Source organism: Knoellia sp. Soil729, from assembly GCF_001427985.1.
GTDB lineage: Bacteria > Actinomycetota > Actinomycetes > Actinomycetales > Dermatophilaceae > Knoellia.
Genome location: NZ_LMSA01000001.1, coordinates 477,095 through 491,368 on the forward strand (window position 1 = coordinate 477,095; position 14,274 = coordinate 491,368).

Genomic DNA, 14,274 nt, shown 5'->3' on the forward strand with positions numbered 1-14,274 from the left:
CTGAGGGCGATCTGTGGACAGGACCGCCTGCGGCCGCCGCCTGTGGACGCTCAGCGTGCGGGAACGGCCACATCCGTGCCCGTCCCGAGGGAGAGCCACTGCTGGCCGGCACGACTGAGGATCTTGTTGTCCGAGGTGGTCACGAGGATGTCGCGCTCCCCTCCGACACTCGTGACGGCGACCGCCTTGGGGGTCTCCGTGAGCGCCTGCTCGGCGCCGTCGACCGAGATGACGTAGGGCCGCAGCTTCTCGGCGGCACCCACCCGACGCCCGAGCGTGGCCACCGACAGGTCCGAGAGCCACACCAGGCCCTCGAGGCCCGTCAGGGTGGTGCCGAGCCGCAGCGGCGCCGCCAGCTCCCGCGGCTCTCCGCCGTCGGCCCGGATGACACCAGCGAGGTCGAGGCGCGGGTCGGAGCCGTTCTCGGCAGTGTGGAGGATGGCCACCCTGTCCCCGTCGGGAGACGGTTTGGCCTCGACGACCTTGCGGCCCTCGAGCCACTTCGCCCGCACGGGCGTGGCGGCCGGCTGCCGCTGCTTGGCCGGGTCGCCCGCGGTGTTGAACGTCCAGAGCCGCAGGTCGGAGTCATCGTCAATGCCCATGCCGCCCGCCCAGAGGAAGCCACGAGTGTCATAGGCCGGGTGACCGACCTCGGTGCCGAAGAACGGCATGTCATAACGCGTGACTTCGTGGAACCGCGACAGCCCTTGCCCGTCGGGGTCCACGGCGGCCAGGTCGGTGCCGTCCGCGGACATCGCGAGCGCGTGGAAGGACGGGGGCACCAGCGGGTGCCCCGACCTGGCTGGGTCCTTGTCGACGACGCTCGTGCTCGGCAGGACATAGAGCGTGTTGCCGCGGCGGACCACCGGCCTGCCCTGCCTGGGGTCGGTCAGGGTGGGGAACCCCACTTGGTCGATCGTGCGCACGGGCAGGTCGACGTTGGGCAGCTCAAGGGTCACGTCCTGCACCTGCACGGTCACGCCCTGCACCGTCGGATCTTGGAGCAGGGTCGACACGAGCTGCGCCCAGACGTTCTCGCGCCGCACCTGGTTGGTGGGGATCTGGCCGGTGATCTCGACCTGGGCGATACCGTCCCTGACCGTGACGGACTCGGCGGTGAGTCGTGCCCCACGCGGGATGTCGTTGCGCACCGACCCTGCGAGGTATGCCGGTGGGTCGGCGAGCTGCGCTCGCGCGAGTCTCGTGGCGAGGTGGTCGCGTGGGAACCAGCGCCGGTCCGGCACCAGGGCACGGCGGTCGGCCGCGATGTAGTGCAGCGTGTAGGGCTTGAGCAGGTTGCCGAGGTCGGAGGTGGTGATCCAGCGGCCGAAGTCCTCGGGAAGGTTGCTGATCCGCCACTCCCCGTTGATGCGCGCGAACTCGAACACGACCCGACGCGCCGCGCCCGCTGCTGCCTTGGCGTAACGGCCGTCCGGGCTGATGACGGCCTCGACACCGCCGGAGAGCACCGCCGCGTTGGGCGGCTTCGGAGTCACCGTCAGGGGCGTGCTCGTCGAGTAGAGGACGACCTCGCCCGTGTCGGGGGTCCATCCCTTGGCCGCCTCCGGCGTGAGGTAGCTGCGGGCGGTCTCGAAGTTGGTGTCACTCGAAGCGCCGGCCCGGACGAAACCGGAGACGATCTGCTGCTGTGTCGCCTTCTTGGGAGGCCCGGGATAGAAGGCACGCACGGGCTCCACGTCGCCGCCGCGGACCTCGAGCCCGGGCTCGGCGGAGCGGGCGGCGCCGACCCCACCGCTGCACCCGGAGAGGACGGTGGCCAGCACGGTGAGCACGACGGCCAGCGACCTCATGTCCGCTCCCCCGGCGACAGCGCGAGCGGTGAGGACGTGAGGGACTCACCGGCCTTCTGGGGGAGGGTCAGCCGGAAGCGCGACCCCTGGCCCTTCTCGCCCCAGGCCTGGAGCCAGCCGTTGTGCAGCCGGGCGTCCTCGAGGGCGATCGCCAGGCCCAGGCCGGTGCCACCGGTCGTGCGGGCCCGAGCGGGGTCCGCCCGCCAGAAGCGGGTGAAGACCATGGAGGCCTCCCCCGGTCGCAGGCCGACTCCGTGGTCCTCCACGAGCACCGCGACAGCACCATCCCCGGCGCGCAGGTGCACGGTGACGGGCTTGCCGTCCCCGTGCTCGATGGCGTTGACGACCAAGTTGCGCAAAATGCGTTCGACGCGTCGCTCGTCGACCTCGGCCTCCACCGGTCCGTGGGCGACCACCCGGATCGTCGAGCCCCGGCGCTCCGCGAGCGGCATCGCCGCAGCGACGACGCCCGCGACGGTGCCCCGCAGGTCGACGGGCGCGGTGTCGAGCGCTGCCGCACCCGCGTCGAAGCGGCTGATCTCGAGCAGGTCCGACAGGAGGGACTCGAAGCGGTCGAGCTCGCCGTGGAGCAGCTCGACCGAGCGGCCGGTGACGGGTCCGAAGTCGGCGCGCGCGTCATAGAGCAGGTCGCCCGCCATCCGGATGGTCGTGAGCGGGGTCCTCAGCTCGTGGGAGACGTCGGAGACGAAGCGTTGCTGCACCCGGCTCAGCCCCTCGAGCTGACGGATCTGGGACTGGAGGCTGTCGGCCATCGCGTTGAAGGACGTGCCGAGGAGGGCGAGGTCGTCCTCGCCGCGCGCCGGCATACGTTCGTTGAGCTTGCCCGAGGCGAGACGTTCGGAGACCTCGGCGGCGCGCCGCACCGGTGTGACGACCTGCTTGGTGACCACCCAGGCCACGGCTCCGACGAGGGCGGTGAGGACGAGGCCGGCGAGGCCGAAGGCGGTGGAGATCAGGCTCATCGTCCTGAGCTCCTGGAGCATCGGATAGATGTAGTAGAGGTCGTAGCGACCGGCGCCCGGCACCTCGACCCCGGTGCCCACGAACACCGCCGGAACCTGTCGGCCGTCGATGAGGACGTCACTGACCATCGTCTGCTGGTGGGTCGGGTCCGCCGCGACCTTCTCGCGGATGTCGCGGGTGACCGCCGACAGACCGAGCCCGCCGGACTCGAGAGCGTTGAGCTGCGTCGGTGAGTTGTTCTTGACCCCACGGAGCATCACGACGTAGCGCGACGGCTCGGGGCCGGGGGGCGTCAGCTTCGACTTCATGATGTCGCTGGCGGCCTGGTTGAGCTCCTGCACGGTCGTGGCCGTGGTGCTGTCCCACTGGTCCTGCGCCTGGGTGGTGAGGGCTCGGGCTTCGTACTCGCTGGTCTGGATGCGGTCGTCCTGCAGCCCGGTCGCGATCTCGTTGTAGAGGTAGGACCCCAGCAGGGACACGACCATGATGCCGAGCAGGACGGTCGTCGTCACCACACGGAACTGCAGCGACCGCCGCCACGTCCGCATCAGCGCGGACGACATCCTGACGATGGCCCGCGCGGCGCTGCGCAGGCCCCGCATGGCGCCGACACCGAGGTGCTGCACCTGCCCTCCCACGGTGTGCGTCGTGGCGGACGGCGACTGCGCCATGGTCAGGCCGGCCCCGCCCGGTAGCCGACACCGCGGACGGTGACCACGATCTCGGGCCGCTCAGGGTCCTTCTCGATCTTGGAGCGCAGGCGCTGCACGTGCACGTTGACCAGTCGGGTGTCGCCGGCGTGGCGGTAGCCCCACACCTGCTCCAGCAGCACCTCGCGGGTGAAGACCTGCCAGGGCTTGCGGGCGAGTGCGACGAGCAGGTCGAACTCGAGCGGGGTGAGGCTGAGGGACTCGCCCTCGCGCTTCACCGAGTGGCCCGCGACATCGATGACCAGGTCACCGATGGTGAGGCGCTCGGGCTCGGCGTCGTTGTCCCGGCGCAGCCGGGCACGGACGCGGGCGATGAGCTCCTGCGGCTTGAACGGCTTGACGACGTAGTCGTCCGCCCCGGACTCGAGGCCGACGACGACGTCGATCGTGTCGGTGCGTGCGGTGAGCATGACGATCGGCACGCCGGACTCGGCCCGGATGCGACGGCACACCTCCAGCCCGTCGATCCCGGGGAGCATCACGTCCAGGAGCACGACGTCGGGGCGGGTCTCGCGGAACGCCGCAAGTGCCCCGGAACCGTCAGCGACGTGGTCAACGTCCAGCCCCTCGTTGCGCAGCACGATGCCGAGCATCTCAGCGAGAGCAAGGTCGTCATCGACGACGAGCACGCGACCCTTCACGGGCATGCCTCCTCGGTGGCACAGGTGATGCGGCGCTGTCCCCGCGCCGATGCCCCATGTTCGCACAGGGAACTGTGCTCACCGGTCACCTTCGCGTCGCCGCAGCCGTCGGCGTCGCGCGCGCAGGGTCGACGGGCTGCGTATGCCGGACGCGCATCTCGGACGCGGCCGTCACAGCAGGCCTGTCGCCGTTTCCTACGGGGCGCGATGGCGAGACCCTCGCGTGCGCGGATGCCGCTCATCCGACGGCTCCCCCAGAAGCCATGGCACGCGCCCTCGAGGACTGGTCGTGGCACACCGCCCTCGAACGCGAGCAGGTGAACGCCGCGTCCGCCTTCGGCGACGTCTTCCTCCGGGCTGATCCAGCGCTCAGCCCTCTGCGGGCTCCGAAACGCCCACGGGGCGGGCCGACGCGACCGACCGACGGGGATGGACGGCAAACGGGGAGGGGTTGAGCACCGGCTTCTCGAGGAGGACAAAGCTCAGCCACACCACCGGCACCAGCGCGGCCGTGGCAACGCCCACTCTGGCCGCAACCGACAGACCGGACAGCCCATAGAAGCTTGACCAGAGCAGCGGCAGGTGCCAGAGGTAGAGGCTGTAGCTCGCCCGCCCGAGGGCGACCATCGGACGCGACTCGAGCAGCCGCCGGGCCAGCCCATCCGTGCCGGGCCGCTGGTCGATGATGAGAAGCGCGACGACGACCGCGATGGGCACATAAGTCACGCGATAGAGCCACGACCCTGACAACCCTGTGGTGGGCACCAGGACAGCGACGACGAACCCGACGAAGGCGAGGTCGGCGATCCCCGCGTCGCGGCCCCTTGTCCGTACCGGCTCGCGCGCGTGGGCGAGCGCGAGCGCGGCGCCGACGAACATCACCGCCAGGTTGCCGACGGGCAGGTAGTAGAACGCCTTCGGAGACAGCGGCATCGACGCGAGAAAGAGCACCGCCGCCAGAACGATGGCACCCCGCATCGCCGCGCTCGTCGATAGCCCCCGGCGCTGCATCGCCACGACCACCAGCGGCCACAGGAGATAGAAGGCCCACTCGACGGTGAGGCTCCACGTCGGCAGCCACGCCTCGACGGGCATCGTCCCGAGGACGTGCCAGAACCCGGTGAGCTGGGCGAGCACCACGAGGCTCCCGGTGACGGCGTCACCCACGTCGCCGGGCCCGGCCACCGTGACGAGGACTCCCGACGCGACGACGAGCCCGACGAGTGCGGGTGTGAGGCGGCGCACCCGCCGCTCGACGAACGCCCGGTATGCCGGACCCGCACGACCGTCGGCGCGCCACAGCAGGCGGGTGATGAGGTAGCCGGACAGCACGAAGAAGACGAGGACTCCGATGAGCCCGGCACCCGGTTCGGCGTTAAGCCCGGACAGCAGCAGGTAGTGGTAATGCACGACGGCGAGCGCCGCCACCCCGCGCAGGCCGTCGAGCATCCGGTCGCGCCCGTGCGGACGGTCGACCCCCACCGCAACGACACGCACCGCGCGACTGGCACCGAGCGTCATGTCAGCGCTTGATGAGGACGTCGTAGATGTTGATCGCGGCCGGGCCGAGGATGACGATGAAGATCACTGGGAAGATACAGACGAGCACCGGGAAGATGACCTTGACCGCGACCTTCTGCGCCTTCTCCTCGGCGAGCTGGCGCCGAATGATGCGCATCTCCTTGGTCTGCTCGCGCAGCACGCCACCGATCGGCACACCGAGACGGTCGGCTTGCACGAGCGCGGAGACGAAGTTCTTGACTTCGGGCGCCGTGTTGCGCTCGCCGAGCGCCTGGAACGCCTGAGAGCGCGTCTTGCCGATCTGGATCTCGGAGAGGACTCGGGCGAACTCACCCCCGATCGGTCCAGTGACGGTGCGCGCCACCTGCGTGAGCGCGGCGTCGAAGCCCTGACCTGCCTCGACACAGACCGTGAGCATGTCGAGGGCGTCCGCGAAGCCCTTGCGCAGGCTCTCCTGACGCTTCAGCCCCGTGTTGTAGACCAGAAGATCGGGCAGGAAGAAGAGACCGACGGCCGCTCCCATGGACACGAGGAGCGCCTTGAACGTGAGCCCGTCGTAGAGCGGCCCGAGGATCCCGCCCACGACGAGACCGATGCCCTTGACGGCAAAGATGCGCTCGACGGGCCAGCCGGGCGGGTTGCCGGCCTTGTCGAGGTTGTTGGCCAGCCGTTCGGCCGTTCCCGAGGGCGAGAGCCGACGGGCGACGCCCTTGAGTCCCTCCTCGAAGGGGACGACGAAACGGTCCTTGGCGGCGAGCTCCGACTTCACCACACTGCGGCTGTCGGGGCGGTAGTTGACGAGCTCGAGCGAGCGGGCGACACCGGTCGTCCCCACCCCCATCGTGCCGATGAGGACGGCGACGATGACGAGCGCCACCGCGACGAGACCCACTGCGACGAGAAGCATCAGACCTCGATCCTGACGACCTTGCGCATCCACAGCGCGCCCACGACCATGCCGACACAGCTCGCGACGAGCAGGAGGATGCCGGGGAGGGTCGTCCACAGCAGACTGATGTACGCCGGGTTGACCCAAAGCATGTAGAGGAAGATGCCGATCGGCAGCGCGATGAGCACGTATGCCGTGAGCTTGCCCTCCGCGGACAGCGCGGCCACCTGCCGCTTGAGCGACTCGCGCTCACGCAGCGTGTGGGCGGTGGTGCGCAGGGTCTCGCCGAGGTTGCCACCGACCTCGCGCTGAATGCGAATCGCCATCGTCGTCCAGGTGAGGCTGTCGCTGCCCATACGGGTGGCGAGGTGGTCGAGCGCGTCCGAGATGTCGGTGCCGATGCGGTTCTCGGCCAGGGCCCGCGAGAACTCCTTGGAGGCGGGCTCGGCTGCGTCACGGGCGACGGCGTCGAGCGCCTGCGAGAGGCTGAAGCCGCTCGCGAGCGTCGTCGCGACGAGCAGCATGACGTCGGGGAGCTGCGCCTCGAACTTGCGGGCGCGCTTGCTTGCCAGGAAGCGCAGGACGATGGCCGGCAGGAAGACCCCGAGGGCGATGCCGAGCGGGACGGAGATCCACCACACGAGCGGCACGAGGAACGGGACGACCAAAGCGCCCACAACAACGGCGAGGAAGCGGAGCACGAACCACTCGCCCGCTCGCAGCGGCAGGTCGGCGCGTTGGATGAGCTGCATCGTCGTGCTCGTCGACTCGCGCCTGTCCATGATCTTGTCGCCGAACCTCACGGCCGACTTGGCGACGGCGGACGGAGCCGCCGCGTCCTGGTGGCGAGAGGCCCGCGTGACGCCGGCGAGGGTGTACATCTCCACCTCGGCCACCCGCTCGTGGCGCTTGGACTTGAAGGGGTCGACTGCGGCGATGACGAGAGTGACCAGACCGACGAAGATCGCGCCCAGGGCCGCGAGCAGGGGACGGCTCACCCCGGTCTCGACCCGCACGAGGGCTGCAGGCGCGGCGCCCGCGGCCGAGACTGGCTCTGTCGAGGCGGTGGGCGACGGCGCGGCCACGGTGCGCGCGCCGAGGTCGATCGTCGAAGTGGCCTGGAAGGGTCGGCCGGAGGCGGTGCCACGCAGGACAACGGGAACCTTGCCGGTGAGGCCCGCCGGCCTGGCGATGTCGAACTCCACCTGCGACTCGAGGACCGCGGCCGCGGCCTCGAAGGCCTTGCGCACGGCCGCGGTGTCGGTCGCCTGGACCACCGAGCCACCGCCCGCCTTGGCGAAGGCCGCGAGCGCCTCTGGGTCGTTCTCGCTCGTCGTGAACCTGACAACCTCGACACGCACCTGCGACGAGGTGAGCGCCTTGACCGACGATGCCAGCCCGGACGCCCGCTCGCCGACGGTGTTGGCGCCGTCGCTGAGCAGCACGATGCTGCGGTCGCCCGCCGCGCCGAGCATCTTCACAGCCGCGGTCATGCCAGTGAAGAGCGCGGTGTTGCCGTCGGCGCGCAGCGCGTCGACGGCCCGCTGGACCGCGGCACGGTCGGTCGTCGGGGCGATCTCCGGTCCCGCAGTGTTGCCGAACGAGACGACGCCCACCTTGACGTCCTGGGGCGCCGACGCCAAGAAGGTCTTGACGGCGCTGCGGACTGTCACCATTCCTGAACGGCCCATGGAACCGCTCGTGTCGATGAGCAGGACGGTCGAGCGCTTCACCTGGGCGGACGGCTCGACCGAGACCGGCGCGGCCTTCTCGCCGAGGGTCGCGGTGAGACCGGGGTCGAGCGACACGGCCGCGTCGCCCGGGCGCAGGCTGATCACGCCCGTGACGTGGTCGGCGGCCACGCGGACCGTGCCCACCCTGGCGGGGATGGGGTCCGCGGCGGTCGCGGCGGACGACGGCCCGAGGACCGCAGCCCCCGTGGCCAGCGTCAGGAGTGCGAGACGGAGCCGTACGGAGATGTTCATCGCATCGATGGCATGAAGAGGTGGAGCGGCAGCTCGATGCCGAGGTCGTTGAGGTCCTCGGTGAACTTCGGGCGGATTCCCGTGCTCCGCAGCTCGCCGAGGAAGCGTCCCTCGGAGTCGCGGCCGGCGGAGTAGTCGAAGGTGAAGAGGTCCTGGAGGGTGATGACGTCGCCCTCCATGCCGATCACCTCGGTGATCTGAGTGATGCGCCGAGTACCGTCCTTGAGCCTGGCCTGCTGGATGATGAGGTCGACGGCGCCCGCGACCTGCTCGCGGATGGCGCGGACCGGCAGCTCGATACCGGCCATGAGGACCATCGTCTCGAGGCGGGCAAGCGAGTCGCGCGAGCTGTTGGCGTGGACCGTGGTGATAGACCCGTCGTGACCGGTGTTCATGGCCTGGAGCATGTCGAGCGCGGCGCCGTCACGGACCTCCCCGACGACGATGCGGTCGGGGCGCATGCGGAGCGAGTTGCGCACGAGGTCGCGGATCGTGATCGCCCCGGAGCCCTCGATGTTGGCGGGCCGGGACTCGAGGCGCAGGACGTGCTTCTGGTGGAGCTGGAGCTCGGCGGCGTCCTCGATGGTGACGATGCGCTCGTCCTCGGGCAGGTAGGACGAGACGACGTTGAGCGTCGTCGTCTTCCCCGAGCCTGTGCCGCCCGAGATGATGATGTTGCGGCGACCGCGCACGCACGACCAGAGGAAGTCCCGCACCGGCTGCGTGAAGGTCCCGAAGGAGATGAGGTCCTTGTCGGTGAAGGGGTCCGCGGAGAACTTGCGGATCGTGAGCACCGCGCCGTCGAGGGCGATCGGCGCGACGACCGCATTGACACGGGAGCCGTCGGGCAGGCGGGCGTCGACGAGTGGGCTCGCCTCGTCGACGCGGCGTCCGATGCGTCCCACGATCTTGTCGATGATGCGGCGCAGGTGGGTCTCGTCGGTGAACCGGGCGTCGGTCGGATAGATCTTGCCGGCGCGCTCGACGAAGATGCAGTCGGCCCCGTTGACCATGATCTCGCTGATCTCGGGGTCGCGGAGCAGAGGCTCGAGCGGCCCGTGGCCGAGGATCTCGTCGGAGACCTCCTGTGCGAGCCGGGTGCGGTCGGCAAGCGAGAGCGGCTTCTGCTCGGCGTCGATGACCTCCTGGAGTGTTTGCCGCACCTGGTTGGCGAGCTCGGACTCCTGGAGGTGCGGGTCGTAGAGGCGCGGGCCGAGGGAGTCGATGAGGCCCTGGTGGACCCGGCTCTTGACCTCGGTGAACGGATCGACCCGGCGGACCTCCGTGTCCGGGGCGCCCATGGGGCCACGCGACGGGACGACTGGCTCCTGGGCCCGGCGGGCGGTGTCGAGGCGGTCGGCGAGGCTGCTCATCGTGATCTCCTGCTGAAGAGGCTGCGGCGCTGGGGCTCGTCCACGGGTCCACCGAACCGGGCACGGATGTGAGTGTCGCCCAGCTCGCGCAGGGCGATGCTCACCGGGTCGCGGGGGGACTCCAGGACGAGCGGGACGCCGCGGTTGACCGAGGCGGGCACGCTCGTGCTCGCCGGGATGCTCACGGCGATGGGGACGCCGAGGGCCTGAACCACGTCCTCAGAGCGGAGGCCCACCTTGACGTCCGCCCGATTGAGGACGACGACGCGGGAGTCCCTCGGGCTGCCCAGGGCGTCGAGCGTCTCGAGGGCGAGCTTGAGGTTCTTGACCGCAGGGATGTCGAGGGTGGCGATGAGGACGAGCAGGCTGCTCACGTCGCAGGCCGCCAGGACGTGCTCAGTGAAGGAGGGAGGCGTGTCGACGATGACGTAGTCGTAGTTCGCGGCGGAGACCCGCAACAGCTCGGTGACGACCTGCGCACCGATCCGGTCGGCGAGCGAGGGGTCGGTGGGCGCCGCGATGACGTCCAGGCCGCTCGCGGCGTGGTGGGTCACGAGCTGGGCCAAGCCCTCGCCGTCGAGGTGGCCGCTCATCGCGACCGCGTCGTGAACCGAGCTCGTGGGTAGGAGCTGCATGCTGATGCCGACGTCACCGAAGGAGAGGTCGAGGTCGACGAGCACCGTGCGGAGCCCGCTCATCGCGAGGTGGGTGGCGAGGTTGGTCGACAGGGTCGTCTTGCCGACGCCGCCCTTGGCCGAGAAGACGGTGATGATCCGGCCCTGGGGCGCGGCCGCCCCGCCGTGGTGGCCGGCGATCTTGGCGGTGAGGTCGCGGCTGCGGCGCACGGCGTCCGACAGGGCCGTGGCGTCGTCCGAGGCGACGACCTCGCGGAAGCCGCTGCGCAGCGCCTGCCCCATCGTCGTGACGTCGAGCCGGTGACGCAGGAGGACGAAGCCGACCTCGGGCCGGTCCGCTCGCACTGACTCGACGAGCAGCGAGGCCTCGTCGATGTTGACAAGCGGGCCGATGACGACGAGGTCGGCGTGTGGGTCGTCGTCGAGAGCCCGGTGCACCAGGGCGGCGGCACTCAGGAGGTGGACGTTGCCGAGGGCGAAGTGGTAGCGATCGGCGGCGCCCGGCTCGTTGTCCCAGAGGATAGTCATCACTGCTTCCCGTGGTACCGGAAATCGTCGGTGGTCAGCGTTGGAGGCACCGTGGTGTCCGACCCCTCGAGTCCGAAGTAGATGTGCTTGGCCGGGTTGTTCTGCAGGTTCTGCGAGTGCTGGATCGCGTGGACGAGCTTGACCGAGTCCGCCGGCGAGACCTCGACGGTCACGAGGTAGCTCTGCACCGGGGTCGCCGTGGTCGGCGAGGTCTCCTTCTTCTCGGTCGTCTGGTTGCTCGTTGAGCCGGTGAGGCTCGTCGTGCCGATGCCGATGACCTGGACCTTCGAGAGCAGGACGCTCGTCCCCTTGACCCCGAGTTCGTTGTACTGCTTCGTCGCCTCGTCTGTGCCGAGCTTCTTGACGTCGTAGGTGTCGTAGAGCGTGATGAGGCTGCCGGGGGTGACGAAGGCACCCACGCGGTTGGGGTCCTCGAGACTGATCGCGATGGCGACCTTGCCGGGCGAGACGCCGATCGCCCTCTGGCCCAGCCGTTCCGTGCCGAAGGCAGCGTCGAGCACGACCTGACCTGGTGCAATGTCCGCGAGGGCGACGAGCGCACTGTTCTCGCTGTCGACGCGCTTGAGCGCTCCGGCAGGAACGGCCTTCGCGGCGACCTGCGTCCGCTTGATGAGCCCGCCCCGCTCGGCGTCCTTGAGGCTGGTTCCGGAGCCGACGAGCTCCTCGGTGACGTAGACTGCCGTGGGCTGCTGTCCCGCCAGCGCCCGGTCGTCGGCGCTGCGAGCATAGAGCAGCACGAGGACCGCACCGACGAGCGCGAGCACGACGGCGGCGATGAGGGCGATGATGCGACGACCCATGGGGTGGAGGCCTTTCGAGGGGGCGTGTGGTCAGCCGGCTGCGAGGACAGCGGTGAGACCGAAACCGGTGGTGGTCGATGGCGGGACGATGGAGGTGACAGGAGTGTTGAGCACGCCCTGGACGAACCAGCCCGAGATGCAGCGGTTTGAGCCACTGCACGGCACGAGACCTGACACCCTGCTTGCTCGCTCATCCGCCGGCCCACCGCCGATCTTGTAGCCACTGAGGTAGAACTTGGCAACGCCCGCCACGTGGTAATAGGTGTTGGCGCCGCCGGCGTCGGCCGGGTCACAGTCGACGGGGGTCGAGCCGACGGGTGTGCCGGTCGTCGACTTCACCATGCAGTCGAAGACGGGGAGGTCGATGACCGGACCATTGGCCCAGATGTTGCCGAGGGCCGTCTGGCAGCTGCCTGTCGTGGAAGAGCCGGTGTCGATGTTGGCCCAGATGTCCACCCCGTTGGTCGTCGTGAGCGATGTGCTGCACGAGCCGCTGGTGTCGAGGTAGCCGAAGCCTCCGGCGGTGTCCTTGCCGTTGTACGAGCAGCCGGGCTTCGTCGGGTCATGCAGCGAGATCTTGACCTCACGGCCGGGAGTGTTCGGAGTCGTGGCCGCAAGCGGATAGGGCGGCTGACCTGCGCCGCCGTAGCCAGGCCACGGCGCGACCGGCGGTTGCGCGACGTACGACGTGCCATTGCTGGTGTAGGTCTGCCATTCGCAGGTCGAGATGGTGATGGGCGAGGTGAAGGTGGCGGACATCGGCGTCCCCCAAGCGGCCCTGGCGCAGGAGACGACGCTGCTGTCGTCCGGGCCGGTGCTGTTGGCCCGCGTGAACAGGTTCGGGATGAGCCCGGGCGCCGCTCCGTTGGAGCGCACGCGGACCTCGACGAAGGGCAGGCTCGAGGACATGCCGGTCGGCACCGGCGGGCACTCGCGCAGGTTGCTCACGCTCGGCGTCGAGGAGCACACCGGGAGGGTGCCCGCGGTCGTGTTGGCCTTGCACTGCCGCTCGATGGTGTGCGTGCGCGAGGCGTTGTTGACGGTGTTCGCGTTGACGAGGGCCGGCAGGCCGTCCGCGTCGACGACGCAGTTGCTCTTGGCGCAGCTCTGGGCGAGCGCCATGGCCGCCGCGTCGGCGGCGTTCTGGGTCTGGCGTCGCTCCCAGAACACCTGTCCGGCGTCGGCCGACCAGGCGAGGAGTCCGGTGACGACGAAGCCACCGAAGAGGAGGGCGACGAGCATCGTCGTCGCGCCACGCTCGTTGCGGGCGCGGCGGGCGGCCGATGGTCGACGGGTCATCCCAGGCACCTCATCGAGGACGTCGCGGACGGGGCGGGGACGGGGATCCCCCCGCCGGGGAAGAGGCCCGCGATGCCGCCAAGAGCAAGCCACTTGAAGCCAGTGACGGAGACGGTGACGGCCCCCCCCTGGGATGGCGTGGGCGCGGCGGGGCAGGTGGCGACCGGGGTCACGGCGTGCGTGCCGGTGGACAGGGCGTCGAGACCCGGCATCGAGGCGTTGGCCCGGGACGTGACGTCGGCGGCCGGCTGCCGGAGGGCGACCATGCGCGCCCCCTCACGGGCACCGTTGGTGACCATGGCCTGGACGAGGAACATCCGCCCGAGGTCGATCATCCCGAAGATGCAGAGCAGCAGGAGGGGGGTGATGAGCGCGAACTCGATCATCGACGCTCCGCGCTCGTTGCGACGCTGCAAGGCCCTACCCCCTCGTCCTGTGCGATTTGACGCTCCCCACTGTCGGGAAGCGGCGGCACCCTGGCCGCGACTGGTGGTGCTAGTGCTGTGGTTCTGGTGGATGCAGTGGGGCCGACGGCCCGTCGAGCCGCCGGCCCCGCTGCCTCGTGACTCAGATGGAGCCGGCGATTCCCGCGAACATGCCGGAGATGGCGGTGCCGAGCGGGCCGACCGCGAGAACGACGACGACGGCGATGAGGGCGACCATGAGGCCGTACTCGACCATGGTCGCGCCCTTCTCGGAAGCGATGCGGTTGCGGAGGCGGAGGAGCGAAGAGGTCATGACGATGTTTCCTTCTGTGTGGTGGTGGTGGTGGTGTTGAGAGTCAGAGGGAGCTGGGTACGCCGGTGAAGAACGAGGAGACCGCCTGCCCCAGAGGGCCAACAGCGGCCACGACGACCGTGGCGATGAGCATGACCATGAGGCCGTACTCGACCATCGTTGCGCCCCGGTCTTGGAGGAGCAGGCGATGGGTCTTGTTGAAAGCCTGGAACATCTGGCTTCCCCCTGTTCGGTGTGGAGCAGGTACCGGTCTGCCCGGCCCGCGCCGAGTCTTCACGAGGCGTGAAGAACTCCAACATGGCCCGAACTAGTCAAAACTGGTGAACGCAGATGACTAGA

Annotated in this window: 13 protein-coding genes; all 13 read right to left on the reverse strand. The window is 69.7% G+C overall.

Annotated features, from left to right (window positions below; genetic code table 11):
- Window positions 1-50: 50 nt before the first annotated feature.
- The 13 genes from ASG74_RS02190 to ASG74_RS16805 all read right to left on the reverse strand — a co-directional run bounded on the left by ASG74_RS02190 (window position 51) and on the right by ASG74_RS16805 (window position 14,149).
- Complete coding sequence (locus ASG74_RS02190) at window positions 51-1,811, reverse strand: GerMN domain-containing protein (RefSeq protein ID WP_056138507.1); 1,761 nt, start codon at window positions 1,809-1,811, stop codon at window positions 51-53.
- Window positions 1,808-3,466 carry an MtrAB system histidine kinase MtrB gene (gene mtrB, locus ASG74_RS02195; RefSeq protein WP_235498768.1) on the reverse strand — a complete coding sequence of 553 codons (1,659 nt, stop codon included), beginning with the start codon at window positions 3,464-3,466 and terminating at the stop codon, window positions 1,808-1,810. Before mtrB ends, ASG74_RS02190 begins: the two co-directional genes overlap by 4 nt.
- 2 nt (window positions 3,467-3,468) lie before the next feature.
- Window positions 3,469-4,146, reverse strand: coding sequence for an MtrAB system response regulator MtrA (mtrA, locus tag ASG74_RS02200; protein ID WP_442910077.1), 678 nt, complete (start codon window positions 4,144-4,146; stop codon window positions 3,469-3,471).
- Between the two features lie 369 nt (window positions 4,147-4,515).
- Window positions 4,516-5,667, reverse strand: coding sequence for an acyltransferase family protein (locus tag ASG74_RS02205; RefSeq protein ID WP_056138510.1), 1,152 nt, complete (start codon window positions 5,665-5,667; stop codon window positions 4,516-4,518).
- Window position 5,668: 1 nt separating this feature from the next.
- Window positions 5,669-6,574: a type II secretion system F family protein gene (locus ASG74_RS02210; RefSeq protein WP_056138513.1), complete on the reverse strand. Its 906-nt coding sequence runs from the start codon at window positions 6,572-6,574 to the stop codon at window positions 5,669-5,671.
- The gene (locus tag ASG74_RS02215; RefSeq protein WP_056138515.1) at window positions 6,574-8,541 is read right to left on the reverse strand and encodes a type II secretion system F family protein; all 1,968 of its coding nucleotides are present in this window, start codon (window positions 8,539-8,541) and stop codon (window positions 6,574-6,576) included. The genes ASG74_RS02210 and ASG74_RS02215 overlap by 1 nt, the downstream gene beginning before the upstream one ends.
- On the reverse strand, window positions 8,538-9,914 hold the full coding sequence (locus tag ASG74_RS02220) for a CpaF family protein (RefSeq protein ID WP_056138517.1): 1,377 nt from the start codon (window positions 9,912-9,914) through the stop codon (window positions 8,538-8,540). The genes ASG74_RS02215 and ASG74_RS02220 overlap by 4 nt, the downstream gene beginning before the upstream one ends.
- Window positions 9,911-11,077: an AAA family ATPase gene (locus tag ASG74_RS02225; RefSeq protein WP_056138519.1), complete on the reverse strand. Its 1,167-nt coding sequence runs from the start codon at window positions 11,075-11,077 to the stop codon at window positions 9,911-9,913. The genes ASG74_RS02220 and ASG74_RS02225 overlap by 4 nt, the downstream gene beginning before the upstream one ends.
- On the reverse strand, window positions 11,077-11,898 hold the full coding sequence (gene cpaB, locus ASG74_RS02230; protein ID WP_056138520.1) for a Flp pilus assembly protein CpaB: 822 nt from the start codon (window positions 11,896-11,898) through the stop codon (window positions 11,077-11,079). The genes ASG74_RS02225 and cpaB overlap by 1 nt, the downstream gene beginning before the upstream one ends.
- Before the next feature lie 30 nt (window positions 11,899-11,928).
- The gene (locus ASG74_RS02235; RefSeq protein WP_056138523.1) at window positions 11,929-13,197 is read right to left on the reverse strand and encodes a pilus assembly protein TadG-related protein; all 1,269 of its coding nucleotides are present in this window, start codon (window positions 13,195-13,197) and stop codon (window positions 11,929-11,931) included.
- Window positions 13,194-13,583: a TadE/TadG family type IV pilus assembly protein gene (locus ASG74_RS02240; protein WP_056138525.1), complete on the reverse strand. Its 390-nt coding sequence runs from the start codon at window positions 13,581-13,583 to the stop codon at window positions 13,194-13,196. The genes ASG74_RS02235 and ASG74_RS02240 overlap by 4 nt, the downstream gene beginning before the upstream one ends.
- A 181-nt stretch (window positions 13,584-13,764) precedes the next feature.
- On the reverse strand, window positions 13,765-13,935 hold the full coding sequence (locus ASG74_RS02245) for a Flp family type IVb pilin (RefSeq protein WP_056138527.1): 171 nt from the start codon (window positions 13,933-13,935) through the stop codon (window positions 13,765-13,767).
- Window positions 13,936-13,978: 43 nt separating this feature from the next.
- Window positions 13,979-14,149 (reverse strand): Flp family type IVb pilin, encoded by a 171-nt coding sequence (locus ASG74_RS16805; protein WP_082569459.1) that lies wholly within the window; start codon window positions 14,147-14,149, stop codon window positions 13,979-13,981.
- Window positions 14,150-14,274: the final 125 nt, after the last annotated feature.

Bases quoted from the DNA above. Each gene is read 5' to 3' on its own strand.
- ASG74_RS02225 (WP_056138519.1), bottom strand. From the start codon at position 11,077: ATGACTATCCTCTGGGACAACGAGCCGGGCGCCGCCGATCGCTACCAC.
- ASG74_RS02215 (WP_056138515.1), bottom strand. From the start codon at position 8,541: ATGAACATCTCCGTACGGCTCCGTCTCGCACTCCTGACGCTGGCCACG.
- ASG74_RS02190 (WP_056138507.1), bottom strand. From the start codon at position 1,811: ATGAGGTCGCTGGCCGTCGTGCTCACCGTGCTGGCCACCGTCCTCTCC.
- mtrB (WP_235498768.1), bottom strand. From the start codon at position 3,466: ATGGCGCAGTCGCCGTCCGCCACGACGCACACCGTGGGAGGGCAGGTG.
- ASG74_RS02220 (WP_056138517.1), bottom strand. From the start codon at position 9,914: ATGAGCAGCCTCGCCGACCGCCTCGACACCGCCCGCCGGGCCCAGGAG.
- ASG74_RS02240 (WP_056138525.1), bottom strand. From the start codon at position 13,583: ATGATCGAGTTCGCGCTCATCACCCCCCTCCTGCTGCTCTGCATCTTC.
- ASG74_RS16805 (WP_082569459.1), bottom strand. From the start codon at position 14,149: ATGTTCCAGGCTTTCAACAAGACCCATCGCCTGCTCCTCCAAGACCGG.
- ASG74_RS02210 (WP_056138513.1), bottom strand. From the start codon at position 6,574: ATGCTTCTCGTCGCAGTGGGTCTCGTCGCGGTGGCGCTCGTCATCGTC.
- ASG74_RS02205 (WP_056138510.1), bottom strand. From the start codon at position 5,667: ATGACGCTCGGTGCCAGTCGCGCGGTGCGTGTCGTTGCGGTGGGGGTC.
- ASG74_RS02235 (WP_056138523.1), bottom strand. From the start codon at position 13,197: ATGACCCGTCGACCATCGGCCGCCCGCCGCGCCCGCAACGAGCGTGGC.
- ASG74_RS02245 (WP_056138527.1), bottom strand. From the start codon at position 13,935: ATGACCTCTTCGCTCCTCCGCCTCCGCAACCGCATCGCTTCCGAGAAG.
- cpaB (WP_056138520.1), bottom strand. From the start codon at position 11,898: ATGGGTCGTCGCATCATCGCCCTCATCGCCGCCGTCGTGCTCGCGCTC.